25 protein-coding genes are annotated in these 23,028 nt (G+C 60.5%); 8 read left to right on the forward strand and 17 right to left on the reverse strand.

Annotated elements, in window-relative coordinates:
• Window positions 1–32: 32 nt before the first annotated feature.
• The 3 genes from SK62_RS00490 to SK62_RS00500 form a co-directional block, all read right to left on the reverse strand.
• Window positions 33–695, reverse strand: a complete 663-nt coding sequence (locus SK62_RS00490; RefSeq protein WP_003861228.1) for an HAD family hydrolase — start codon at window positions 693–695, stop codon at window positions 33–35.
• Window positions 696–801: 106 nt separating this feature from the next.
• Complete coding sequence (locus SK62_RS00495) at window positions 802–1,596, reverse strand: SDR family NAD(P)-dependent oxidoreductase (RefSeq protein WP_032649780.1); 795 nt, start codon at window positions 1,594–1,596, stop codon at window positions 802–804.
• Window positions 1,597–1,628: 32 nt separating this feature from the next.
• Entirely contained in the window at window positions 1,629–2,510 is an 882-nt protein-coding gene (locus tag SK62_RS00500; protein WP_017693822.1) for a LysR family transcriptional regulator, read from the reverse strand.
• A 99-nt stretch (window positions 2,511–2,609) separates the two neighbouring features.
• On the opposite strand from SK62_RS00500, the gene SK62_RS00505 reads away from it, so the two are divergent.
• The 8 genes from SK62_RS00505 to arnF all read left to right on the forward strand — a co-directional run bounded on the left by SK62_RS00505 (window position 2,610) and on the right by arnF (window position 10,786).
• Window positions 2,610–3,116, forward strand: a complete 507-nt coding sequence (locus SK62_RS00505; protein ID WP_017384099.1) for a phenolic acid decarboxylase — start codon at window positions 2,610–2,612, stop codon at window positions 3,114–3,116.
• 324 nt (window positions 3,117–3,440) lie between these two features.
• Window positions 3,441–4,580: a UDP-4-amino-4-deoxy-L-arabinose aminotransferase gene (gene arnB / locus SK62_RS00510; protein ID WP_045328544.1), complete on the forward strand. Its 1,140-nt coding sequence runs from the start codon at window positions 3,441–3,443 to the stop codon at window positions 4,578–4,580.
• A 1-nt stretch (window position 4,581) separates the two neighbouring features.
• The gene (gene arnC / locus SK62_RS00515; protein WP_047718885.1) at window positions 4,582–5,565 is read left to right on the forward strand and encodes an undecaprenyl-phosphate 4-deoxy-4-formamido-L-arabinose transferase; all 984 of its coding nucleotides are present in this window, start codon (window positions 4,582–4,584) and stop codon (window positions 5,563–5,565) included.
• Window positions 5,562–7,544, forward strand: a complete 1,983-nt coding sequence (gene arnA / locus SK62_RS00520; RefSeq protein WP_015571500.1) for a bifunctional UDP-4-amino-4-deoxy-L-arabinose formyltransferase/UDP-glucuronic acid oxidase ArnA — start codon at window positions 5,562–5,564, stop codon at window positions 7,542–7,544. The genes arnC and arnA overlap by 4 nt, the downstream gene beginning before the upstream one ends.
• A complete protein-coding gene (gene arnD / locus SK62_RS00525) occupies window positions 7,541–8,443 on the forward strand; it encodes a 4-deoxy-4-formamido-L-arabinose-phosphoundecaprenol deformylase (RefSeq protein ID WP_023295563.1) in 903 nt (300 codons plus the stop codon). Before arnA ends, arnD begins: the two co-directional genes overlap by 4 nt.
• Complete coding sequence (gene arnT / locus SK62_RS00530; RefSeq protein ID WP_023295562.1) at window positions 8,440–10,083, forward strand: lipid IV(A) 4-amino-4-deoxy-L-arabinosyltransferase; 1,644 nt, start codon at window positions 8,440–8,442, stop codon at window positions 10,081–10,083. The genes arnD and arnT overlap by 4 nt, the downstream gene beginning before the upstream one ends.
• Window positions 10,083–10,406, forward strand: coding sequence for a 4-amino-4-deoxy-L-arabinose-phosphoundecaprenol flippase subunit ArnE (gene arnE, locus SK62_RS00535; RefSeq protein WP_015571497.1), 324 nt, complete (start codon window positions 10,083–10,085; stop codon window positions 10,404–10,406). The genes arnT and arnE overlap by 1 nt, the downstream gene beginning before the upstream one ends.
• The gene (gene arnF, locus SK62_RS00540) at window positions 10,403–10,786 is read left to right on the forward strand and encodes a 4-amino-4-deoxy-L-arabinose-phosphoundecaprenol flippase subunit ArnF (protein WP_017693827.1); all 384 of its coding nucleotides are present in this window, start codon (window positions 10,403–10,405) and stop codon (window positions 10,784–10,786) included. Before arnE ends, arnF begins: the two co-directional genes overlap by 4 nt.
• On the opposite strand, the gene acpT is transcribed toward arnF, so the two are convergent.
• From acpT to SK62_RS00610, 14 genes are read right to left on the reverse strand one after another with little or no spacing between them, the layout of a single operon-like run.
• Entirely contained in the window at window positions 10,758–11,351 is a 594-nt protein-coding gene (gene acpT, locus SK62_RS00545; RefSeq protein ID WP_015571496.1) for a 4'-phosphopantetheinyl transferase AcpT, read from the reverse strand. The genes arnF and acpT overlap by 29 nt on opposite strands.
• Window positions 11,352–11,353: 2 nt before the next feature.
• Window positions 11,354–12,583: a beta-ketoacyl-ACP synthase gene (locus SK62_RS00550; RefSeq protein WP_017693828.1), complete on the reverse strand. Its 1,230-nt coding sequence runs from the start codon at window positions 12,581–12,583 to the stop codon at window positions 11,354–11,356.
• A complete protein-coding gene (locus SK62_RS00555) occupies window positions 12,580–13,311 on the reverse strand; it encodes a 3-ketoacyl-ACP reductase FabG2 (protein WP_026094333.1) in 732 nt (243 codons plus the stop codon). Before SK62_RS00555 ends, SK62_RS00550 begins: the two co-directional genes overlap by 4 nt.
• The gene (locus SK62_RS00560) at window positions 13,305–13,778 is read right to left on the reverse strand and encodes a hotdog family protein (protein WP_072250104.1); all 474 of its coding nucleotides are present in this window, start codon (window positions 13,776–13,778) and stop codon (window positions 13,305–13,307) included. The genes SK62_RS00555 and SK62_RS00560 overlap by 7 nt, the downstream gene beginning before the upstream one ends.
• Entirely contained in the window at window positions 13,778–14,944 is a 1,167-nt protein-coding gene (locus SK62_RS00565) for a beta-ketoacyl-[acyl-carrier-protein] synthase family protein (protein ID WP_047718888.1), read from the reverse strand. The genes SK62_RS00560 and SK62_RS00565 overlap by 1 nt, the downstream gene beginning before the upstream one ends.
• A gap of 1 nt (window position 14,945) precedes the next feature.
• Complete coding sequence (locus SK62_RS00570) at window positions 14,946–15,524, reverse strand: DUF3261 domain-containing protein (RefSeq protein WP_047718890.1); 579 nt, start codon at window positions 15,522–15,524, stop codon at window positions 14,946–14,948.
• Entirely contained in the window at window positions 15,521–17,842 is a 2,322-nt protein-coding gene (locus tag SK62_RS00575; protein ID WP_047718892.1) for an MMPL family transporter, read from the reverse strand. Before SK62_RS00575 ends, SK62_RS00570 begins: the two co-directional genes overlap by 4 nt.
• Complete coding sequence (locus SK62_RS00580; protein ID WP_023323845.1) at window positions 17,811–18,416, reverse strand: outer membrane lipoprotein carrier protein LolA; 606 nt, start codon at window positions 18,414–18,416, stop codon at window positions 17,811–17,813. The genes SK62_RS00575 and SK62_RS00580 overlap by 32 nt, the downstream gene beginning before the upstream one ends.
• The gene (locus tag SK62_RS00585; RefSeq protein WP_006812302.1) at window positions 18,413–18,835 is read right to left on the reverse strand and encodes an acyl-CoA thioesterase; all 423 of its coding nucleotides are present in this window, start codon (window positions 18,833–18,835) and stop codon (window positions 18,413–18,415) included. The genes SK62_RS00580 and SK62_RS00585 overlap by 4 nt, the downstream gene beginning before the upstream one ends.
• A 3-nt stretch (window positions 18,836–18,838) precedes the next feature.
• Entirely contained in the window at window positions 18,839–20,530 is a 1,692-nt protein-coding gene (locus tag SK62_RS00590) for a glycosyltransferase family 2 protein (RefSeq protein WP_047718895.1), read from the reverse strand.
• A complete protein-coding gene (locus SK62_RS00595) occupies window positions 20,521–20,871 on the reverse strand; it encodes an ApeI family dehydratase (protein ID WP_017693835.1) in 351 nt (116 codons plus the stop codon). Before SK62_RS00595 ends, SK62_RS00590 begins: the two co-directional genes overlap by 10 nt.
• Window positions 20,858–22,204, reverse strand: coding sequence for a class I adenylate-forming enzyme family protein (locus tag SK62_RS00600; protein ID WP_047718897.1), 1,347 nt, complete (start codon window positions 22,202–22,204; stop codon window positions 20,858–20,860). The genes SK62_RS00595 and SK62_RS00600 overlap by 14 nt, the downstream gene beginning before the upstream one ends.
• Complete coding sequence (locus tag SK62_RS00605; protein WP_023304569.1) at window positions 22,197–22,796, reverse strand: COG4648 family protein; 600 nt, start codon at window positions 22,794–22,796, stop codon at window positions 22,197–22,199. The genes SK62_RS00600 and SK62_RS00605 overlap by 8 nt, the downstream gene beginning before the upstream one ends.
• Complete coding sequence (locus SK62_RS00610; protein WP_003861262.1) at window positions 22,768–23,019, reverse strand: acyl carrier protein; 252 nt, start codon at window positions 23,017–23,019, stop codon at window positions 22,768–22,770. The genes SK62_RS00605 and SK62_RS00610 overlap by 29 nt, the downstream gene beginning before the upstream one ends.
• Window positions 23,020–23,028: the final 9 nt, after the last annotated feature.

A 23,028-nucleotide genomic window follows, 5' to 3' on the forward strand; every position in this document is an offset into this window, starting at 1 on the left:
GAGAGGGCCGGGGTGAGGGCACCGGGCCGCACCTAACCCTTAATTGGTGAATTTCGGCGCTTGCTCGGATGATGAAAATGCCGCCAGTGCGGATCCTGCGCCGCCGCCAGCAACTCGTGGTCGCCACGCGTGTCGCCCCAGGCGCGCAGGTGATACGCGTTCAAATCCCCATACACCTTCTCCAGCCTCGCCACCTTCTGGGCACAACGGCAGTTGTGGCCGGTGATCCGCCCGGTCAGCTTGCCGTCTTTCACTTCCAGCTGCGTGCCAATCAGCTTAATGCCGAGCTTATCGGCCCACGGCTGCAATACCAGCGCCGGGGAAGCAGAGCAAATCGTCACTTCCGCACCGGAATTGACCTCGTTGGCGACGGCCAGCACACCTTCCGGGCGCATCAGCTTGTTCCAGTATTTTTCACAGAAGGCTTCCGCCTGCTGACGTAACCAGTGCTCATCCACCCCCGTCAGGAAGGTTTTAATCAACACCTCTTTCAGCTCATCTCGCGTCAGCTTGCGGCGCACACAGTGCAGCGTAGGCAGGGCCATGCGCACCAGTCGGCCAGCAAAGTAGCGCTTGCCAAAGGCAAAGCGCAGGAACGGGATAAAACTGTCGTGGTGCGTCAACGTACCATCAAAGTCAAAGACAGAGAGCACGCTGGACTTCGCCACGGCTTCGTCGGCAATCATATTGGTCATAAATACGTCTTAGCTGAAATACACATTCTGTTCACTAGTTTACCTGCTTTACCTTCACAGTCCTTATATCTGGTCGCATTTTTTCCTGAACCTGTGGCCTGACGGGTCAAACAATGTCATCCACCACGCCGCCGTCAACGCGCAGCGCCGCGCCGGAAGTCGCGGAGGCCTGCATGGAACAGACATATACCACCATATTTGCCACTTCTTCCACCGTGGCGGCGCGCTGGATCACCGAGCTGGGGCGATTCGCCATCACGAACTCTTTCGCCAGCTGTTCCAGCGATTTACCGGTTCTTTCGATCTCGTCTTTCATCATCGCGGCAAAACCGTCCGACATTGTCGGGCCCGGCAGCACGCTGTTCACCGTCACGCCACTGCCTGCCACGAACTTCGCCAGACCGCGCGCCAGCGAGAGCTGGGCGGTTTTTGTCACGCCATAGTGGATCATATCCGCAGGAATATTGCAGGCCGATTCTGACGAGATAAACACCACGCGACCCCAGCCCTTTTGTACCATGCCGGGCAACAGGGCACGAGAGAGGCGCACCCCGGACATCACGTTGGTCTGCCAGTAGCGTTCCCAGGTCTCGTCGTCGGTGGAATAAAAATCCTGCTGGCCATAGATCCCGGCGTTATTCACCAGAATATCGACGTGCGTGGCAACCCTGAGCAGTTCGTCAACGCCCTCCTGCGAGCTCAGATCGGCGATGGCGGCACGGACCTGTACGCCAGGCACCACCTGCTGTAGCGCCTGAATGCCTTTGTTCACCGAGTCGACGCTGCGCCCGTTCACGATCACTTCCGCACCGCTCTCCGCCAGCCCGCGGGCGATGGCAAACCCAATACCGCCGGTGGACGCGGTCACCAGCGCTACTTTCCCCGTTAAATCAATTTTCATCATTCGCTCCTTGTCATCTTATGGTTCAAAACTTAAAGCGTAGCACTTGACGATGACGGCTCCTGTTTAAAAAGGCGCAACAGCGTCTCAACCTGCTCGTCCAGCGGGCTGAGGGAGCGTTTGACGATGAGGTGCAGCGGCGTGGCGCGACGTACGCCGTGGCTGAGCGGCAGCGTTTTAAGGATGCCCTGCTGGAGCGGGGTCTGAATGCGTTCTTCCGGTAACCAGCCGTATCCAACCTGATACATCACCGCTTCGATCGCGGCATCGATGGTGGAGAAGGTCCACGACTCCCCGGTGGGGTGAGCGGTTGGCTGGCTGTCTGCGATCTGAATGCGCGGCCACGGTCGTAGCATCTCGTCGTTAAGCGGTGTATCCAGCGCAAACAGCGGGTGAGCGTGATGCGCGACGGCAACAAAATCGATATTCATCAGCCATTCGCCCAGGCCGGTAATGTCCTGGCGGCGGGTTAAGACCATCACGTCGGCTTCATCATTGAGCGCATCCGCGCGGCTGTTTTCCAGCACCTCGGTAAGCCGCACCTGCGTTTGCGGGTACAGCTGCTGAAACTGGCGCAAAATCGCGAACAGCCGGCTGCGCGGAAAAATACTGTCTACCATCAGGTCGATACGGGTTCGCATCCCGCTGCGCAGGGTCGCAGCGCGCGTTTCAACATAGGCGAAGGCTTTCAGCAGCGGTTTAACCTGATTCAGCAACAGCTCACCCGCCGGTGTCAGCACGGCACGCCGTCCCTCTGTCATCAGGAGCGCCACGCCCAGCCGCTCCTGCAACAGCGACAGGTTATAGCTGACCGAGGACTGGCTGCGGTGGGTCTCTTCCGCCGCCTTAGCGAAGCTGCCAGCCTCGATGACTCTCTCCAGCAAGGCCCACTGTTCGAGCGTCGTCTTGTGCATAATTAATCTAAATTTTGGATGAATTTGATTCAAACATAGCGTTATTCATTCGTTTTTTGAAGGAATAAGATCGTCTCATCAAAACAAAGGAGACATCGTATGAGCACCTTCGATAAACATGATTTAAGCGGCTTCGTCGGCAAACATCTGGTATATACCTACGATAATGGCTGGAACTACGAAATTTACGTTAAAAACGAAAACACCCTGGACTACCGTATTCACAGCGGTCTGGTGGGCAACCGTTGGGTGAAAGATCAGCAGGCCTACATTGTTCGTGTTGGGGAGAGCATCTATAAAATTTCCTGGACGGAGCCAACCGGTACCGACGTGAGCCTGATCGTGAACCTGGGAGACAGCCTGTTCCACGGCACCATCTTCTTCCCGCGCTGGGTCATGAATAATCCGGAAAAAACCGTCTGCTTCCAGAACGATCACATTCCACTGATGAATAGCTACCGTGATGCCGGGCCAGCGTATCCAACCGAAGTGATTGATGAATTTGCCACCATCACCTTCGTGCGCGACTGCGGTGCGAATGACGACAGCGTTATTGCGTGCGCGGCCAGCGAGTTGCCAAAAAACTTTCCTGATAATTTAAAATAAGCGCGACAATTAACTAAAAAGAAAAGTTCCCGACTCATTTCATATTTATTGGAAATGGTCGGGGATTTTTTTATTTGTTGATGTTTGGTTTAGATAATTGACTTTAATACGGTGAGCGGAATCACATAATAAATAATTCATAATTACTTAAACTATTGTTTAATAATGAATTTATATAAATTCACCCCTCCTTTTTATCACCATCTTAATTTTTCCCTAAGAAATGAACGTTACCTTGAGATGAGTTTATGGTTCGTTGAAATAAACGAATCGGCATTTGGTTAATATCAAAAAGTTGCCATGCATAACTCAAGGAAATTAATAATGCGTGATTTTTTGCCTTTTTCCCGGCCCTCAATGGGCGCGGAGGAAATCGCCGCGGTACAGGAGGTAGTAACCTCCGGCTGGATCACCACCGGGCCGAAAAATCAGATGCTTGAAGAGGCGTTCTGTACGCTGACGGGAAACCGTCATGCGATTGCCGTCTCCTCTGCCACGGCGGGGATGCACGTCACCCTGATGGCGATGGGGATTGGTCCCGGCGATGAGGTGATTACGCCCTCCCTGACCTGGGTATCGACGCTGAATATGATCGTGCTGCTGGGTGCCATACCGGTGATGATCGACGTCGACAGAGACACGCTGATGGTGACGCCTGAAGCGGTCGACGCCGCCGTTACGCCTCGCACCAAAGCCATTGTGCCGGTTCATTATGCGGGTGCGCCGTGCGATATTGACGCCATCCGCGCCGTCGGTGAACGTCACGGTATTCCTGTCATTGAAGACGCGGCCCATGCCGCCGGAACGTACTACCACAGCCGTCATGTGGGCTGGCGGGGCACCGCAATTTTCTCCTTCCATGCCATCAAAAACATGACCTGCGCCGAAGGTGGGCTGGTGGTGACGGATGACGAGCAGCTGGCGCAAAACATCCGTAGCCTGAAATTCCACGGTCTGGGCGTTGATGCCTATGACCGCCAAACCCATGGCCGCGCGCCGCAGGCCGAGGTCATCACCCCGGGTTTTAAATACAACCTCGCGGATATCAACGCCGCGCTGGCGCTGGTGCAGCTCGGCAAGCTGGGCGAAGCCAACAGGCGCCGTCGCGACATTGCCGACCGCTACCTGCTTGAACTCTCGGATACCCCTTTCCAGCCGCTGTGCATTCCGTCCTGGCCGCATCTGCACGCCTGGCACCTGTTTATCATTCGCGTGGATGAGGCCCGGTGCGGCCTCTCGCGTGATGCCCTGATGGCCGCGCTGAAGGAGCAGGGCATCGGTACGGGCCTGCATTTCCGTGCGGCACATACGCAAAAATACTACCGCGAGCGTTTCCCTGATGTGTCGCTTCCGAACTCTGAATGGAACAGCGCGCGTATTTGTTCTCTCCCTCTTTTCCCGGACATGACCCATGACGACACAACCCGCGTCATTACCGCGCTCCATCAGCTTGCAGGACATTGATATGTTCAGTGCGCCGCCTGTACAAAAAGTTTCCGTGGTGATCCCGGTCTATAACGAGCAGGAGAGCCTGCCGGAACTCATCCGCCGCACGACTGCCGCCTGCGAGACGCTCGGCAAAGCTTATGAAATTCTGCTGGTTGACGACGGCAGCAGCGACGACTCCGCGCGGATGCTGACCGACGCCGCGCAAGCGGAGGGCAGCCACATTGTTGCCGTACTGCTCAACCGTAACTACGGCCAGCACTCGGCAATTATGGCCGGGTTCAGCCACGTTACGGGCGATCTGGAGATTACCCTGGATGCTGATCTGCAAAACCCGCCGGAAGAGATCCCGCGTCTGGTCGCCAAAGCCGACGAAGGCTACGACGTGGTCGGCACCGTGCGGCAAAACCGCCAGGACAGCCTGTTCCGTAAGCTGGCGTCTCGCACCATCAACCGTCTGATCCAGCGCACCACCGGTAAAGCGATGGGCGACTACGGCTGCATGCTGCGCGCCTATCGCCGCCACATCGTCGACGCCATGTTGCACTGCCATGAGCGCAGCACCTTCATTCCGATTCTGGCGAACATCTTTGCCCGTAAAGCGACGGAGATCCCGGTGCTGCACGCCGAGCGCGAGCACGGGGAGTCAAAGTACAGCTTTATGCGTCTCATCAACCTGATGTACGACCTGATCACCTGCCTGACCACCACGCCGCTGCGCCTGCTGAGCGTGTTCGGCAGCGTTATCGCGCTGGCCGGGTTTGCGCTTTCCGTTCTGCTGGTCGTTCTGCGGCTGGTCTTTGGTCCCCAGTGGGCGGCGGAAGGGGTCTTTATGCTGTTTGCCGTGCTGTTCACGTTCATTGGCGCCCAGTTCATCGGTATGGGTCTGCTGGGTGAGTACATTGGCCGTATTTACAACGATGTTCGCGCGCGTCCGCGCTATTTTATTCAACGTGTTGTCCGTCAGGAGCACCTGGCATCTCAAGAGGAAAACCACCCATGAAAACCGTCGTCTTTGCCTATCACGATATGGGGTGCACGGGCACGCAAGCCTTGCTGGACGCAGGCTTCGACATTACCGCCATCTTCACCCATCCGGATGTTGCCGGGGAAAACCACTTCTTCGGCTCGGTGGCGCGTATTGCGGCTGAACACGGTATTCCGGTTTACGCCCCGGACGATGTGAACCATCCGCTGTGGGTGGATCGTATTCAGAAGCTTGCGCCGGACGTGATTTTCTCTTTCTACTACCGCAATCTGCTTTGCGACGACATCCTGAGCGTGGCGACAAAAGGCGCATTTAACCTGCACGGCTCGCTGCTGCCTGCCTACCGTGGCCGTGCGCCGCTGAACTGGGCGCTGGTTAACGGTGAAACGGAAACCGGCGTAACGCTGCACAAAATGGTACGCCGTGCCGATGCGGGCGGTATCGTGGCACAGCTGAAAGTGGGCATTGGCGCTGATGAAACGGCGCTGGAGCTGCACCACAAGCTCTGCATCGCCGCGCAAAGCCTGCTTCGCGACGCGCTGCCGACGATCCGTCAGGGGACTTTTACCGAAACCGCGCAGGACGAAAGCAAGGCAAGCAGTTTTGGTCGCCGCACGCCGGAGGACGGGCGTCTGGACTGGGCGAAACCGGCGCGTCAGCTGCATAACCTGGTGCGCGCCGTGACCGACCCGTGGCCGGGCGCGTACAGCTTCGCCGGGGTCAGTAAATTTATCGTCTGGAAATCCCGCGTGCGTGAGGACATTCCGGCGGCAAAACCGGGCACCGTCATCTCCGTCTCTCCGCTGATTGTGAGCTGCGGCGAGCAGGCGCTGGAGATCGTCACCGGACAAACGGACAACGGGCTGTACGTGCAGGGGGCACAGCTGGCGCAGTCTCTGGGGCTGGTGGCGGGGGCGCTGATCACCAGCGCGCCGGTGGTGGCGATCAAACGCCGCACGCGCGTCTTAATCCTCGGCGTAAACGGGTTTATCGGTAACCATCTGACCGAACGGCTGCTGGAAGACGACAATTACGAGATCTACGGTCTCGATATCGGATCCGATGCGATCGGTCGATTCCTCACTAATCCCCGTTTCCACTTCGTTGAAGGGGACATCAGCATCCATTCCGAATGGATCGAGTACCACATCAAAAAATGTGACGTGGTGCTGCCGCTGGTGGCGATTGCCACCCCGATTGAATACACCCGTAACCCGCTGCGCGTGTTCGAACTCGATTTCGAAGAGAACCTGAAGATTATCCGCGACTGCGTGAAATACGATAAGCGCATCATCTTCCCGTCGACGTCGGAAGTGTACGGCATGTGTACCGACAATAACTTCGATGAAGACACCTCTAGTCTGGTGGTCGGGCCGATTAACAAGCAGCGCTGGATCTACTCCGTCTCCAAGCAGCTGCTGGATCGCGTGATTTGGGCCTACGGCGAGAAAGAGGGGCTACGCTTTACCCTGTTCCGTCCGTTTAACTGGATGGGGCCGCGCCTGGACAACCTGAACGCCGCGCGTATCGGCAGTTCCCGCGCCATCACCCAGCTGATCCTCAACCTGGTGGAAGGTTCGCCCATTAAGCTGATTGAAGGTGGCAAACAGAAACGTTGCTTCACCGATATCAGCGACGGTATTGAAGCGCTGTTCCGCATCATCGAAAACAAAGACGGCCGCTGTAACGGAGAGATCATCAACATCGGTAACCCGGACAACGAAGCGAGCATCCGCGAGCTGGCGGAAATGCTGCTGGCAAGCTTTGAACGTCACCCGCTGCGCAGCCAGTTCCCGCCGTTTGCCGGTTTCCGCGAAGTGGAGAGCAGCAGCTACTACGGCAAGGGTTATCAGGACGTTGAGCACCGCAAGCCGAGCATCCGCAATGCGAAGCGCTGCCTGAACTGGACGCCGACGGTGAAGATGGAGCAGACCATTGATGAAACGCTCGACTTCTTCCTGCGCACCGTGGAGCTGTCGGAACAGGCATCATGAAAAAGGTCGGTTTACGCATTGACGTCGACACCTTTCGCGGCACGCGTGAGGGTGTGCCGCGGCTGCTGGAACTGCTGAGCAAGCACGACGTGCGTGCCAGCATTTTCTTCAGCGTCGGGCCAGACAACATGGGGCGTCATCTGTGGCGTCTGGTTAAACCGGCCTTTCTGTTCAAAATGCTGCGCTCGCGCGCGGCATCGCTCTACGGCTGGGATATCCTGCTGGCCGGAACCGCATGGCCCGGCAGGCGCATCGGCGCGGAAAATGAAGCGATCATCTGCAAGGCCGCGCAGCATCATGAAGTGGGGCTGCACGCCTGGGATCATCATGCCTGGCAGGCCTGGGCGGGCGTGTGGGATATCCCCCGCCTGGCGCGTGAGGTTGAGCGCGGCGTGCTGGAGCTGGAAGCCATTACCGGCCAGCCTGTGCGCTGTTCCGCCGTGGCGGGATGGCGGGCCGACCAGCGCGTGGTGAAGGCCAAAGAGCGCTTCGCCTTTCGCTACAACAGCGATTGCCGGGGCACCGGACCGTTTTTACCGCTGCTGGGGGAAAACCGAACCGGCACGGTGCAGATTCCGGTCACCCTTCCGACGTGGGATGAAGTGGTCGGGCGCGAGGTGAGTGCCGACAGGTTTAACCGTTACATTCTGGATGCGATGCACCGCGATGCCGGTACGCCGGTTTATACCATCCATGCCGAAGTGGAAGGCATTGCGTATCAGCAGGATTTTGACGCGTTGCTTGCGCTGGCGGCGCAGGAGGGCATTCAGTTCTGCCCGTTAAGCCAGCTGTTGCCGGAGGATCCTGGCACGCTGCCCCTGGGAAAAATCGTCCGTCGTGAAATGGCTGGCCGGGAAGGCTGGCTTGGCTATCAACAAACCGTGAGCCCGGCACTATGAAAACAACCCGCTATGGCCTGACGCTTATCGCCCTGTTTGTCGTTTACTACCTCCTTCCGGTCAACCTTCGCCTGTTATGGCAGCCTGATGAAACGCGCTATGCGGAAATCAGCCGCGAAATGCTGGCCTCAGGCGATTGGGTGGTCCCGCATTTCCTCGGGCTGCGTTACTTTGAAAAACCCATTGCCGGTTACTGGGTGAACAGCATCGGGCAATGGCTATTTGGACACACCAATTTTGCCGTTCGCGCGGGGGCGATATTCTGCACCGGGCTGACGGCGCTGCTGGTGATCTGGCTGGCCTGGCGTCTCTGGCAGGATAAGCGGGTGGCGATCTTCTCCGGCCTGATCTTCTTAACCCTGTTCCTGGTCTATGGCATCGGCACCTACGCCGTGCTGGATCCCATTATCACCCTCTGGCTGGTGGCGGCTATGTGCAGCTTCTGGCTGGCTTCGCAGGCGAAAACGATAGCCGGAAAAGCGGGGGGCTACATTCTGCTGGGGCTGGCCTGCGGCATGGGCGTCATGACCAAAGGCTTCCTGGCGCTGGCGGTACCGGTGATTGGCGTGCTGCCGTGGGTGATTGCGCAACGACGCTGGAAGGAGGTGCTGGTTTTCGGCTGGCTGGCGATCCTCAGCTGCGTACTTATCGTCCTGCCCTGGGGGCTGGCGATTGCTCAGCGTGAGCCGGATTTCTGGCGTTACTTCTTCTGGGTGGAGCATATCCAGCGCTTTGCCCGGAGCGATGCCCAGCATAAAGCGCCGTTCTGGTACTATCTGCCGTTCCTCATCGCGGGAAGTCTGCCGTGGCTGGCGATGCTGCCGGGCTCGCTGCGCCTGGGATGGCGAGACAGAGAAAACGAGAGGGCGGGGCTTTATCTGCTGGGCTGGATAGTGATGCCGCTGCTGTTCTTCAGCATCGCCAAAGGCAAGCTGCCGACCTATATCCTGCCGTGCTTTGCGCCGCTGGCGATCCTGATGGCGCGCTACGCCTGCACCGTCGCCGAAAAAGCGTTACGTATTAACGGTGGGATCAATATCGCGTTTGGCGTGCTTGGCATGCTGGCGGCGCTGGTGGTATCGCCATGGGGGCTTGCTAAACATCCAGTCTGGACACCGGTCGAATTGTACAAAGTCTTCTGTGCCGTGGTGGCGTTTCTGGTCTGGGCCTCGGTGGGCTGGTTTACCCTTAAAAATCCGCAGCGCTGGTGGCTGGCGGCGCTTTGCCCTGCCGGGCTGGCCCTGCTGGTGGGTTTTGCGATCCCGGACCGGGTAGTGGATTCCAAACAGCCGCAGTCGCTGGTGGATTCCGTTCGCGAGCCATTGCAGATGAGTAAATTCGTCCTGGCGAACAACGTTGGTATAGCCTCCGGGCTGGCGTGGGAGCTTCAGCGTAATGACATCATTTTGTATGGGCAGAGCGGTGAGCTGAAATATGGCCTGGATTATCCGGACGCTAAGGGGCGTTTTGTGAGCAAAGATGATATCGCGCACTGGCTTGAAGCGCATCGTCAGCAGGGACCGGTGTCGCTGGTGATCCTGCTGTCGAAAAACGACGACCTGGCCCGCGCCGGGCTGCCAAAACCGGACAACCTGACGATTCAGGGGCGTCTGGCTTACCTGCAATATCTGCCGCAGTGATGGCCTGGATCTGGCTGGTGCTGGCAAGCCTGTTGAGCTGCGCAGGTCAACTGTGCCAGAAACAGGCGACACGGGCAGGCGGCGGTCAGCAGGTCGCCCTGTGGCTTGGGCTGGCCCTGCTGATGCTGGGTGGCGGGATGGTTGCCTGGCTGGTGGTATTGCAGCATCTGCCCGTCGGGGTGGCGTACCCCATGCTGAGCCTTAACTTTGTCTGGGTAACGCTGGCGGCAAAAATCGTCTGGCATGAGCCTGTCCCGCTACGTCACTGGCTGGGCGTCGGGTTGATTATCGTCGGGGTTATTTTGCTGGGAGGAAGCCTGTGAACGGTGCGTGTTGGGCGTTATGCAGCGTAGTGTTAGTCAGCGTGGCGCAGCTGCTGCTGCGTCATGCGATGGTGACGCTGCCCCCGATGAGCGACGCTTTCTGGGCAGCCCTCTGGCATATAGCCCCCGGTACGGGCGCGCTGATGCTGGGGCTGACAGGCTATTGCGCCTCAATGGGCTGCTGGTATCTGGCATTGCATCGTATGGCGCTCAGCAAAGCGTATGCCTTGCTGAGCCTCAGTTACATCCTGGTGTGGAGTGCTGCAATTTTACTGCCCGGCTGGGGAGAATACTTTTCCTGGCGCGGGCTGGCGGGCGTCGGCTTGATTATACTCGGTGTGCTGGTCATTTTTATGCCGCAGAAATACCGGAGTAAGTAACCGCTTCCGCCGTTAAGGTGAAAGGCGTAGGGGTACAGACCGCCAGGCTCAGCGAGCCGAAGCGTAGCTGACTGACCGGGAGGGTCTGGGCGGTGCTGTCAATACTGACAATCTGCCACGCGCTGCCGCCACGCTGTTTGACGATTGCCTCTTTGCGCGTCCAGATGCGCCAGAATGCGGAAAGCTGCTCTTCCGGCGCTTCACGTTCCAGCTCGTCATGTTCGGTGAGGCTGAAAACGGCATTCGCCAGCGCCTGCCAGTTTTCCCGCGGGCGGATCACTTCGATATCGCAGCCCACTTCACCTTCATCGCTCATCAGCAGGGCAATGTCGTCCCCGCTGTGGCTCAGGTTAAACCACAGAGGATGGCCGTTAGCGAAGGCCGGTTTTCCCTGCTCGCCGTAAATTATCTCGGGAAGCGGTGACGGGGATAAGGTTCTGGCGAGCAGCGTCCGGCCTGCAAGCCAGGAAGCGTGTCGTGCACCCTGAGGTGCCATGTCTGCGAGCGTTGACGCCAGCGGGTCCGCGCTAAGGGTGGAGATCTTTCCCAGTACAAACTGGTACATAGTTACGCCCAGCGTTTAATGATTATCGAGGTATTGATGCCGCCAAAGGCAAAGTTATTGCTCTGAATAAATTCGCAATCAATCGGGCGGGTTTCCCCCATAATATAATCTAAAGCGCCGCATTGCTCATCCGGTTGTCTTAAATTGAGCGTTGGCGTGAACCAGCCCTCCCGCATCATGTGCAGACTCAGCAAGGCTTCCAGCGCGCCGCAGGCGCCCAGGGTATGGCCGAAATAACTCTTTAAGGATGAGATGGGCACGCTGTCGCCGAAAATGGCGGCGGTCGCCTGACTCTCGGCGATGTCCCCGCGATCGGTTGCCGTGCCGTGGGCAGAAATATAACCAATCTCCTGAGGGCCAAGGCCCGCCATCGCCAGCGACTGCGCCATACACACCTGCATGGTTTCACGCTGGGGCTGGGTGATGTGCGCCGCATCGCAGTTGGTGGCAAAGCCCACGATCTCGCCATAGATTGTCGCCCCGCGCGCTCTGGCGTGATCCAGCGCTTCCAGCACCAGCGTGCCCGCCCCTTCGCCAATCACCAGGCCATCGCGCTGAACGTCAAACGGCGACGGCGTGGTTTTTGGCGCGTCGTTACGCTGGCTGGTGGCAAACAGGGTATCGAAAACCGCCGCTTCCGACGGGCACAGCTCTTCCGCGCCGCCTGCCACCATCACCGTCTGGTAGCCGTGACGAATCGCTTCCCAGGCGTAGCCAATCGCCTGGCTGCCAGAGGTACAGGCGCTCGAGGTGGGGATCACCCGTCCGCGCAGGCCAAAGAACAGCCCGGTATTCACCGCCGTGGTGTGCGGCATCATCTGCACGTAGGTGGTGCCGGTGATGTTGTGGGTGTGCTTTTCGGTGAGCATAGAGGCAAACTCGCTGACCGGCCCGGTGCTGCCGGTCGACGAGCCGTAGGCGATGCCGGTCTGACCGTTGGTCAGCACCGCGTCGTCGATCAGTCCCGCCTGCTCCAGCGCCAGCTCGGTGGCGCGGGTAGAGAGCAGCGACACCCGGCCCATGGCGCGAATGCGCTTACGGGTATAGTGAGCGGGGAGAGTGAAGTTTTCAATCGGCGCGGCGAGCAGGGTTTGCAGGCCGTCATACGCCTGCCACTCCGTCATGGTACGCACCGCATTTTCATACTCGCGCAGACGGCGCGAGATGGTCGGCCAGTCCTCGCCGAACGCGGTGACGCCGCCCATGCCCGTAATCACTACCCGGCGGGTCATAGCATGCCTCCGTTAATCGAAATCACCTGACGCGTCACATAGCCTGCTTTATCCGACATCAGGTAACTCGCCAGCCCGGCGACCTCCTCGGCCTGGCCCATACGCTGCATCGGGATCATCGACATCGCCGCGTGCAGCGCAGCTTCGTCCATCTCGATCATGCCGGTATCGATCAGCCCCGGCGCGATGCAGTTGACGGTGATTTTGCGTTTTGCCAGCTCGGTGGCGAGCGCTTTGGTGGCGCCGATGATCCCGGCTTTCGCCGCGCTGTAGTTCACCTGCCCACGGTTGCCCATAATGCCTGACACCGACGACAGGGTGATGATCCGCCCGCCCTTGCGGGTGCCGATCATCGGCATAATGCAGGGATGAATGACGTTATAAAAACTGTCGAGATTGGTGTGGATCACGCTGTCCCAGTCATCGTCGCTGAGCGCCGGAAAAGCACCGTCGCGGGTAATACCGGCGTTACTGACCACGCCATACCACGCGCCGTGGTCAGCGATCTCCTGTTCCAGCACCGTGCGGCACTGCTCGCGGTTGCCCACGTCGAAGGTGAGTAAACGGCCCGCGCCGCCTGCCTGGACAATCGCTTCCAGCGTCTCCTGCGCGCCCGCTTCATCACGATGGTAATGCACGCCGACGGTGAAACCGTCCGCCGCAAGCTGAAGGGCGATAGCGCGGCCAATGCCTTTGCTGGCGCCGGTGACCAGTACGGATCTCATGATGGTGTTCCCTGGTTGAAAAGTGTGGTTAATTCGTCCTCGCTCGGCTGGAAGGTGTTCACGCGGCCCGTGGCGAGGGAGACACTATCCGCATGAATGGCGCACTCGAAGCTGCCAAAGCGTTCATCCTGCATCAGACGTTCGATGGTGATGATCAGCGTGCTGCCTGCGGCAAAATGCCCGGCGTCGCACACCAGCTCGCGCGCGCCCAGCACCATACCCAGCGCACAGTGCGGCAGCCCTTTTTGCATCCGGTGCCATTCAGACCAGACGCCCACGGTCTGGGCCATCAGCTCCAGCGCAAACCAGCCAGGCAGGTTGCCGTCCGCGTCCAGAAACGGAGCCAGAACGCCCCGATCGTTCACCGTCACGCTGCAAACGGCGCGGTCATCGGTAACGCTTTCCACGCTCTCAAGCAGCAGCATCGGCGTGTCGTGAGGAAGATAATCCCCGGGAGGTAAGTAGCGCATCATACCCTCCCCAGCAGAAGGCTGGCGTTGTTGCCGCCAAACGCGAAGGAGTTTGACAGGATCGCCGGTTTATTCAGCGGTGCGCTCTGATGCAGCAGGCCGAAGGCGGGCAGGGTGTCGTCCGGCGCGTAGCGGGAAAAATCCTGCGGCGGCAGCGGCAGGTCTCGGGTCAGGATCAGCCAGCTCAGGGCTGCCTCGGTGATCCCCGCGGCGCCCAGCGTGTGGCCGGTAAGATGTTTCGTGGAGCTGCACGGCACGCGGTCGCCAAAGAGATCGTGGATCACCTGCGCCTCAATGCGATCGTTCAGCGGCGTGGCGGTGCCGTGCAGGTTGATATAACCGACGTCCGCCGCCGTCATGCCCGCCTCGTTCAGCGCCTGGTTGATGGCGCGGATCGCCCCTTCCCCCTGCGGATGCGGGGCGGAAATATGGTACGCATCGCTGGATTCCCCCGCGCCCAGGAGCGCAACCTCGCCCGGCTCGCGGGTCAGCACCATCAGTGCCGCCGCTTCGCCAATGGTGATCCCCCGACGGTGGCGGCCAAACGGTTCGCACAGGGTCGGGGAGAAGGACTCCAGGCTGTTGAAGCCGTTGACCGGCATGCGGCTCAGGCTGTCGGCCCCGCCGACGATGGCGACGTCCACCAGCCCGGCGTCAATCAGGCGCCGACCGCTGATGATCGCCCGCGCGCTGGAGGAGCAGGCGGTTGAGATGGTATACGCCGGGCCGTCCAGCGCAAGCCAGCGGGCGAGAAAGCGCGACGGATCGCCCAGCTCCTGCTGCGGATATTGCCACTGCGGGCTGCGCTCGCCGTTCTGCGCGCGGCGCACGTACTCATCACCCTCGTCCAGCCCGGAGGTGCTGGTGCCCAGCACAACCGCCACGCGGTCGCGCCCCACGCGCGCAATGGCCGCATCGACGGCGGGCCGGATTTGCGCCAGCGCCGCCAGCAGCAGCTGGTTGTTGCGGCTGCGATGCGCAGAAAAAGACCCGGGGACAGGGGGAAGTTCACCCTCCACGCCCCCCAGCACGGCCTCGGGTAAGCCCTGTAGCCAGCCCGCACGCTGGCGCATCCCGGGGGCCACACCAGCGATCAGGTTCGCCGCTATTTCATCAGCCGAGTTGCCGAGCGCGTTGACCATGCCAACGGCAGAAAGGTAAATCATCTCAGTCACCCAGATATTGAATGGTGATGTGGTAGTGAAAAGCGTGCTGCACAATGCTAATCGGATCGCGCCTGCCGTTACGGTTCAGGTAGACAATTTCCGTGACCAGTTTGCCCTCGGGGTTGCGCAGTTCGCGTCTGGTGTCAGTATCGTTCAGCGTCCAGCCTTTCGGCAACTGCTGCTGCCAGGCGCTGAGCGGCCAGTGGCTCAGCATCACGTCGGCCAGCACCTGGCTGGCGGGCGGCAGCTGTGGCATCACAACCGACTGCTCGGTGTGGATCCCGGTGTCGTCGTAGGTGGCGAGGAACAGGCGGATCCCGACGGAGGAGAGGCCGGCAAGCGTCACTTTATTTTCATCGGCGTTCAGCATCACCAGCAGCGACGGGGTCTGGCCTTTAAAACTGCCGGTAAGCAACTGCTGCGCGCGGATGGCAGGCGTGATGCCCGGCGGGGGCAGCGTGACGCGGGTGCCGGGCTGGAGCCAGGCCTGAGGGCGCGCGTCATCGCGGTTCGTCGTATGGCTACACCCCGCCAGCAACAGGGCCATCATCACTGCCGCCAGGCGAATGAAACGGGTCATGGTAAGTTCTCTTTGTTAGACGGCATCGCCAGCGGGGCGAGCAGGAACGCGGTGAAGATACCGCTCACCAGCACAATGCCAAAGCTGCTGATGGCCTGAGTGGTGCTGAACACCAGCAGCCCCAGCGTCAGCAGGGTGGTCATCATGGCGAGGGTAATCGCCAGCATGGAGGTCAGCGGCGTACCGCGCGGGTTGCTGAAAAACAGCGTGTAGTTAATGCCAATGCCGAGGACCAGCACCAGCGCCAGCAGGGAAAACAGGTTCACCGGATGGCCCGTCACGGCCAGCGCCGCCAGCCCGCCGCCCAGCGACAGCACGGACGGCACCAGCGCCACCACCCCTTTTCGCCAGCCGAGGCGTAGCATCGCGCCGCAGGCAATCACCGCCAGCGCCACGCCCAGCAGCCCCGTCAGCAGCGAGCGGTAGAGCGCAAACAGGCTGTCGAAACTGGCCTTACGGTCAACCCAGACGACCCCGGGATGGCGGGCGGCCAGTTCGCCGAGCGCGGCGCTGTTTCTGACGCCATCGACCGGGACCAGCACACCGCTTTTGCCGTCCGGCAGCGTCAGCCACAGCAAACGCCAGCCCTCGCTGGCCGGGCTGGCGAGCCACGCTTCCACGCTGACAGGCATGGCGTTCAGGTTCGGTTCACTGGTCTTCAGCCCCGTGCTTTGCAGCATTTTCATCACCGTCGGCGCGGCGTTACGCAGAAGATGCAGATCGCTGTTCTGCCGCGCCAGCGAGTTCAGCGGCAGGGTGCGCCAGCGGGTTAATTCACCGGCTTTTTGCGCCTGCGCCAGCGCCGGGGTAAACGCCTCCAGCCGCTCCAGCGTTTCCTGAGCCGACGCGCCGTACACCACGAACCACTTCTGATCGACATTTTGCCCGGTCAGGGCGGTGATGGTTTTTTCCTGCGCCAGAATGTCCTGCGGCAGCGCCTGAAGCCGGGCGATATCGTCATCCACCCGCAGGCTGGCGATCCCGATGGCGGAGAGCAGCGCCAGCGCTACCGGCAGCCCGACAGAGAGGGGTTTACTGTCGCGCCAGGCGTTCAGCCAGCGCTGCATCATCCCTCTCAGGGGGACCGGGCGGACCGGCATGCCCCGACATAACCACGGATGCCAGAACATTACCGTCAGGCACGAGGCGCTCAACCCTGCGGCGGCGAACACCGCCATCTGACGAATGCCGGGGAAGGGGGCCAGCATCATGAAGAGATACGCCACGACGGTGGTCAGCAGCGCCAGCAGCAGCGCGTTACGTACTTTCGCCAGGCTTTGCCAGGGCGAGTGTTCCGCGCCGTGCACCATCCGCTCCGTGAGGTAGTAAATCGTATAGTCCGCCGAGATGCCGATGATGCTCATGCTCATCACCAGCGTCATCAGGTGCAGTTCACCGAACAGCAGCAGCGTCACGACCGTCCCCGCCAGCGCGCCGATGGCAATGGAGAGCAGGCTCAGCAGCAGCGGACGCACGGAGCGAAACACCGACACAATCAGCAGGATCACCCCGAGCACCGTGGCGACGCCAAGCGTGGAAATATCTTTTTTAGCCTGCTGGCTGGCGTAATCGCTGTAGAACACCGTCCCGCGCGAGAGCAGCTGCGCCTGTGGATACTGGCTTTTCAGCGTCTGCTGCAACGCGTTAAGGGTGGTCACCAGCTGGTGGGTTTGCTGCATATCAAACGACGAGCCCGCCAGCTCGCCGTGCAGCAGATACCAGTAGTTCCCGGCCGCGTCTTTTGTCACCAGCCAGCCGTCCATCAGCTGCATCTTCTGGCTGTTTTTCGCCAGCGCGAGCTGCGCGCCGCGCATCAGCATCAGCGGATCGTTTTGCAGCTCCTTGCCGCTCACGCCGGAAAAGGCGGAGTAGAGCTGGGACAGGATCCACTGGGCCTGTGCTTGACCGCCGTTTTGCAGGCGGGCGCGGGTGGCCGGATCGACCAGGCCATTGCGGTGTTGCCAGAAGAAATCTCCCCAGGCCTGTTGCCCGGCGGCATCCAGCGGACCTTTTACGACACTCAGCGCCTGGCTGCGTTGCAGCAGGCTTAACCACTGCTGCGCCACGCGCGGGTCCGGCTGTTTGCCGGGGCTGACCAGCCAGATGAGCTGGCGGTCGAGGCGCTGCATAAATCCGTCGTTGAGAGCGGGAGGGATCGCGCCGAGCGTCTGTTTCGGCAGCATGGCGAGCACGCTGCTGTTCAGCCGCGCGCCGGGCAGCAGCGACAGCAGCACGCCCAACAGGATCAGGCATACCGCGGCCCACAGCAGCGCCGGGCGCAGGGCGTTACGGTGCGGCAAAGCGCTGGCGTTCTGCATCGGTCAGGCGGGCGGGCGTCAGTTGGTGGCGGGAGAGGGCGATATCCGTCGTGTCGCCCTGCTTATCGTTCAGGCGAATGGATTCCAGATAGATCGCGCCCTTCAAATCAAGGGTGGAGAAAATCTTGTCCAGCGGCGTGGTGACGGGCGTCAGCACCAGCGACCAGCGGCCTTCGCCCAGGTCTTTGAAATCGACGCGGAAGTTCTCTTCCAGCACCTTGCGGTCGGCCTGGAACAGCGCCCGCAGCAGATGGTTGAACTGGAACATCTGCGGGTTAGTGTCGGCGGTAATGGTCTGCGGCGACTGACCGTTGACGATCTGCACCATCCGTTTGTCATCCAGCAGCAGCGTCATCGGGAACGGCGCTTTTTGATCCCACAGCAGGCCATTGTCACGGGCGATCAGCATCTCCCCCTGCGAGCGCAGGGGCTGAGGCATATCCTTGATCGTGCGGATCTGTTCGAAGTGTGCGCGCACTACCGGTTGCTCCGCAAACCGCTGTTGCAGTTCATCCAGCGTGACCGCGTTCACCAGCGGGCTTACCAGCAGCGCGAGTAGCGTTATCCATTTCATGGCGCGATCCCCATGCGTTCGAACAGAATGGCCGGGCTGACAAAGCACATCTCCCGGCTTGCTTCTTCCACCGCCACCTGAATGGTGTAGCCGGTGGTGGTGCGTTTCCCGGTTTGCGCGTCGAAGATTTGATAGGCGATGCGCAGACGGTTTTCAACCTCTTCAATGTGGGCGCGGACGCGAATGCGCTGCTCGAAGGTCACCGCGTCGCGGTATTTCACCCGGGTATCCACCACCGGCCAGACGTAGCCGGACGCTTTCATCTGGCGATAGCCGTAATCAAACTGGTTGAGCAGCGCTTCGCGGGCAATCTCAAAGTAGCGGAAGTAGTTGCCGTGCCACACCACGCCCATCATATCGACATCGTGGAACGGAACGGTGATTTCAACTTCAGCCGTAAAGCGGGGATCGGTCAGCACCCTTTACTCCTTCTCGTTGACCTCTGGCAGCTGCCAGAAATCGAAAAAATTAAACCAGTCGAGCGGCGACAAGAGCGCGTAATGCTCCAGCCGCTGCGCATAGCGGTCGACGGTCTGCTGTAGCGCCTGCTGGCGTTCGCCGCGTGGTAGCAGCAGCGGGTCGGCAAACGGCTCGCAGTGCAAGGTCAGCTTTCCCTGCTGGCAGAGGGCAAAAATCAGCACCACCGGGCAGCGCAAAATGGACGCCAGGATAAACGGCCCCTGCGGGAACGGCGCGGGCTGGCCCATAAATTCGCTCCATATCACCCGCCAGCTACCGCCGCGCTGCGGGGTGACGGCGATGCGATCGCCCACGATCGCCACCCATTCGCCGCGATCCAGCTTCTCTTTAATGAGGATCGCAGTCTCCGGGCCAATGTCGGTGACCGGCATCAGGTGAATGCCCGCCTGCGGTGCCATCTCCTCCATCACCTGCTTAAAGCGTCTGGCGTTGTCGCTAAAGACCAGCGCGTTGATGGTTTTCGCCCCTTCGCGCTGGGCCAGCGCCCGGCAGGCTTCCACATCGCCAAGATGCGACGCGAGCAGCAGTTTGCCCTGAGGATCGTCGAGCCCCAGCGCCTCCTGCGCGCCTGGCGCAAAGACCAGATCGCGATGGAGTTTCATTTCGCCGCGCCAGCTGGCCACTTTATTCAGCATGGCATGACCGAAGCGCAGGAAGTGGGAAAAACTGTTTAGCCGCGCGAGGGGCGGCATTTGCCGCTGTGCCATCACCGTTTTAACCCGCGCCAGCCACTGCTGCGACGCCTGGCGCGCAGAACGGGCGGTCAGCCAGTATACGGCGGTGACCGGCCACAGCAGGGCGGTAAACGCCTTACGCCCTAGCAGCTGCCAGACGCGCAGCATCAGGCGCATGCCCCATAATCCTTTTACCTCCTGCTGCTGCGCCCAGTGCTGTGAGCGGCGACGCATCAGCAGGGAAGGAATGCGCGGCAGCATGCCGAGAAACAGACGGGTATGCATCAACGAGATGCGCACGTTGTCTTTCAGGGCATCAAAATGGGATACCCCGTCCGGCGGATAGGTCACGCGGGTGGGCAGAAAATAGCTGGTGTTGCCCTGCCAGTAGAGGCGCACCATCACTTCGGTATCAAAATCCATTCGCCTGCCGAGCGGCGTGGTTGCTGCAAGGCGCAGAACCGGGGCTATCGGGTAAACGCGAAACCCGCACATGCTGTCTTTCAGTTGCAGGGAGAGGGTTTCAATCCAGACCCAGACGTGCGTTATCCAGCGCCCGTACAGGCGCGAACGGGGGATTGAGTCATCGTAAACGGGCTGCCCGGAAATGAGCGCATCGGGATGACGCCCGGCCAGCGCCAGCAGTTTGGGAATGTCCTCGATAGCGTGCTGGCCGTCAGCGTCCACCTGAACGGCGTGGGTGAAGCCGCGATCGGCGCAGGCTTTCAGCCCCTGCATCACCGCCGCGCCTTTGCCGCTGTTTTCGGCCAGCCGCAGCAGTGTCATCTGCGGACGATCCGCCGCCAGCGCTTCAAGCGTGCGGCGCGTGGTTTCATCGCTGCCGTCGTCCACCACCAGACAGGGCAGATCGAAAGGTGCCAGGCGCGCCAGCACCGAAGCCATCATCGCCCCGTGGTTGTAGCAGGGGATCAGCACGCAGGGACGGAAGGTTACTGACATAAGCGAATCTTCCCGCTGCTGGCGGTGTGGCGCTCGTTACCCGCATGGCGCTGGTAGCTAAAGGTCAGCAACTGGCGTTCAGGCTGCCAGGCAAGGAGCAGCGTGACCGTGTTCTCCGGCAACAGCGGGGCGGCGAACTTCACGTTCTGAATACTGTGAAAACGGTAGCCCGACGCCAGCGCGGCGGCGTAATGCATCACCCAGTCGAGCTGCGCCACGCCCGGCAGCAGCGGCTGTACGGCGAAATGTCCCTTAAACCAGAGCAGGTCAGGATCAAGATAAAAGGTTATCTCCAGATGCTGTGGATCGGGTTGGAGGCGCCCGATTTCAGGGATCTTCATGAAACAACTCCTGTAGCTGCGCAGTCACGCGCTTGTTCATGCTGTTGACCGGGATTTCATCAACGATCCGCCAGTAGCGCGGTACGGCAACCGGTTCAAGCCAGGGGCGAAGGGCGCGTCGCCAGGCGAGCTCCTGCGCTGTTTTGCTCTGTTCGTGTTGCTGACGCACCGCTTCATTCAGCACCAGCAATACGCCAATGCCCTGACGCCCGCCGCGCGTCACCGTCAGCGCGGCGGCCTCGCGGATGCCGTCCAACGCCAACAGGCGGCGCTCAATGTCATCGAGCGAAATGCGCTTATCTTCAATTTTGACCACCCGACCACGACGCCCGACGAGGCTGAACTGCCCGTCAGCCGTGAAGTGCAGGATATCATCCAGCACGATTCCCTCCGCCTCGGGGATCAGCGGCGATATCACGCGATCGCCGTGAAACGCCACGCCGGGAAAAGGCTGCCAGCGCGTGCTTTCCTCCTGACGGTAGCGCCAGGCCATTACGCCCGTTTCCGTGCTGCCGTATATTTCATCCGGCCAGACGTTGAGCCAGGCCTGAACCGCGGCGACCTCCTGCCAGGGCAGCGCGCCGCCGGCGGAGACGAGCAGGTTGACGGGGGGCGGCGTCAGCGACGCGTCCAGCCGCTTGAGAAACGCCGGACTGCTGATGAAAAGGTAGCGTTTATCGTCGGGAAGGGCAGAGAGCTGCTCGGCATAGTTGAGCAGGCTGGCATGCAGCGGCAGGCCGAGCGCCATGGGTAAGACAACACGAAACGTCAGGCCATACAGGTGGTGCAGCACCACGGAAGCCACGACGTGACAGCCCGCCAGACGCTCGCCAAAATGCGCCGCCAGCAGACGAGCCTCACGATCAAGGCTGACCACCGGCTTACTTACCCGCTGCGGCGTGCCGGTCGAGCCGGAGGTGTAAAGCTCGATCGTGCGCGTCTCACCGATGGCAGGCAGCGGTGAAAAGGGATGGCCTGCCCGCTGCGCGGAAGCCACCCGCAGCTGTCGCCCCTGAAAATCGAGCGTGGTGTCGCTCAGGACGCCGCTGAACAGCGCCCGCTGTTCGTTAAGCTGCGCCGCCCGGCTGTGCCCGGGGAGGACCGGCGTTTTACCCGCATGCAGCGTCGCCAGCAGCGCGACAATAAACAGATAACCGTTTTCGATGCACAACGCCCAGCGCTCGCCATCTTCACGACGCAGCGTGTCGACCAACTGAGTGACGTCGTGGCGCAGATCGCCAAGCGTCCAGAGATGGTCGTCCTGCCAGGCGACAGGGGTGTCGTCAGGGCGGGGCGCACTGAGCCACTGGCTAAGCGGAAGAGGGTTAAGCATCGTTTTTCATCGCCCGTTGTCGCACCACCCACTCGCCAGCCATCAGCGTGCCCATCAGGAGATAGGCAATCATCCCATTCCACAGCGTCCACAGACGGATATCGGCGTGTAATACGGTAAACAGCGCGATCGCCCCGTTGATAATAAAAAAGCCGCACCAGACCTGGGTAACCCGGCGCGTGTAACGTACCCCGACGGGGGAGAGATCCGGTTCACGCAGGCGCGCCAGCCGTTCAACAACAGGCATTGCCGTCCACAGCGAACCGCCAAACACCACCAGCATCACCAGATTCACCACCACCGGATATAACAGCACCCACTGGTGCGCGTGCAGGACGTAGCTCGCCGCGCAAAGTGCTATGCCGGCCAGCGCCACGCTCACGAACAGATAACGCAGGGGGCCGCCCTGCCGACGGGCCTGGCAGACGCGCAACAGCAGCACCAGCGCCATCACGGGCAGTATCCCGTGCAGGCTATTATTCGCCAGCCCGAAGCCGATCAAAAACGGCCATGCCAGCAGCATCAGCCCCGTCAGGGCGGGAAGAACTGGAATCGAACGCACGTTACGCGTCGCGCTGAAGCTGTTCCACAACGTCCACGACGTCCTGCACCGTGCGCACCGCTTTGAAGGTTTCGGGCTTGATTTTATGGCCCGTTTTCTTTTGCAGGTGCACCACCATATCGACGGCATCAATGCTGTCGAGATCCAGATCCTCGTAAAGACGTGCCTCAGGGGTAATATCCTCCGGGGCGATTTCAAACAGCGTAATAAGAAGCGCAGAGACTTCCTGATAAATCGTTTGTTGTTCTGTCATAGCGGTCAT

The sequence above is a fragment of the Enterobacter sp. BIDMC109 genome, assembly GCF_001037885.1.
Lineage (GTDB): Bacteria > Pseudomonadota > Gammaproteobacteria > Enterobacterales > Enterobacteriaceae > Enterobacter > Enterobacter hormaechei_C.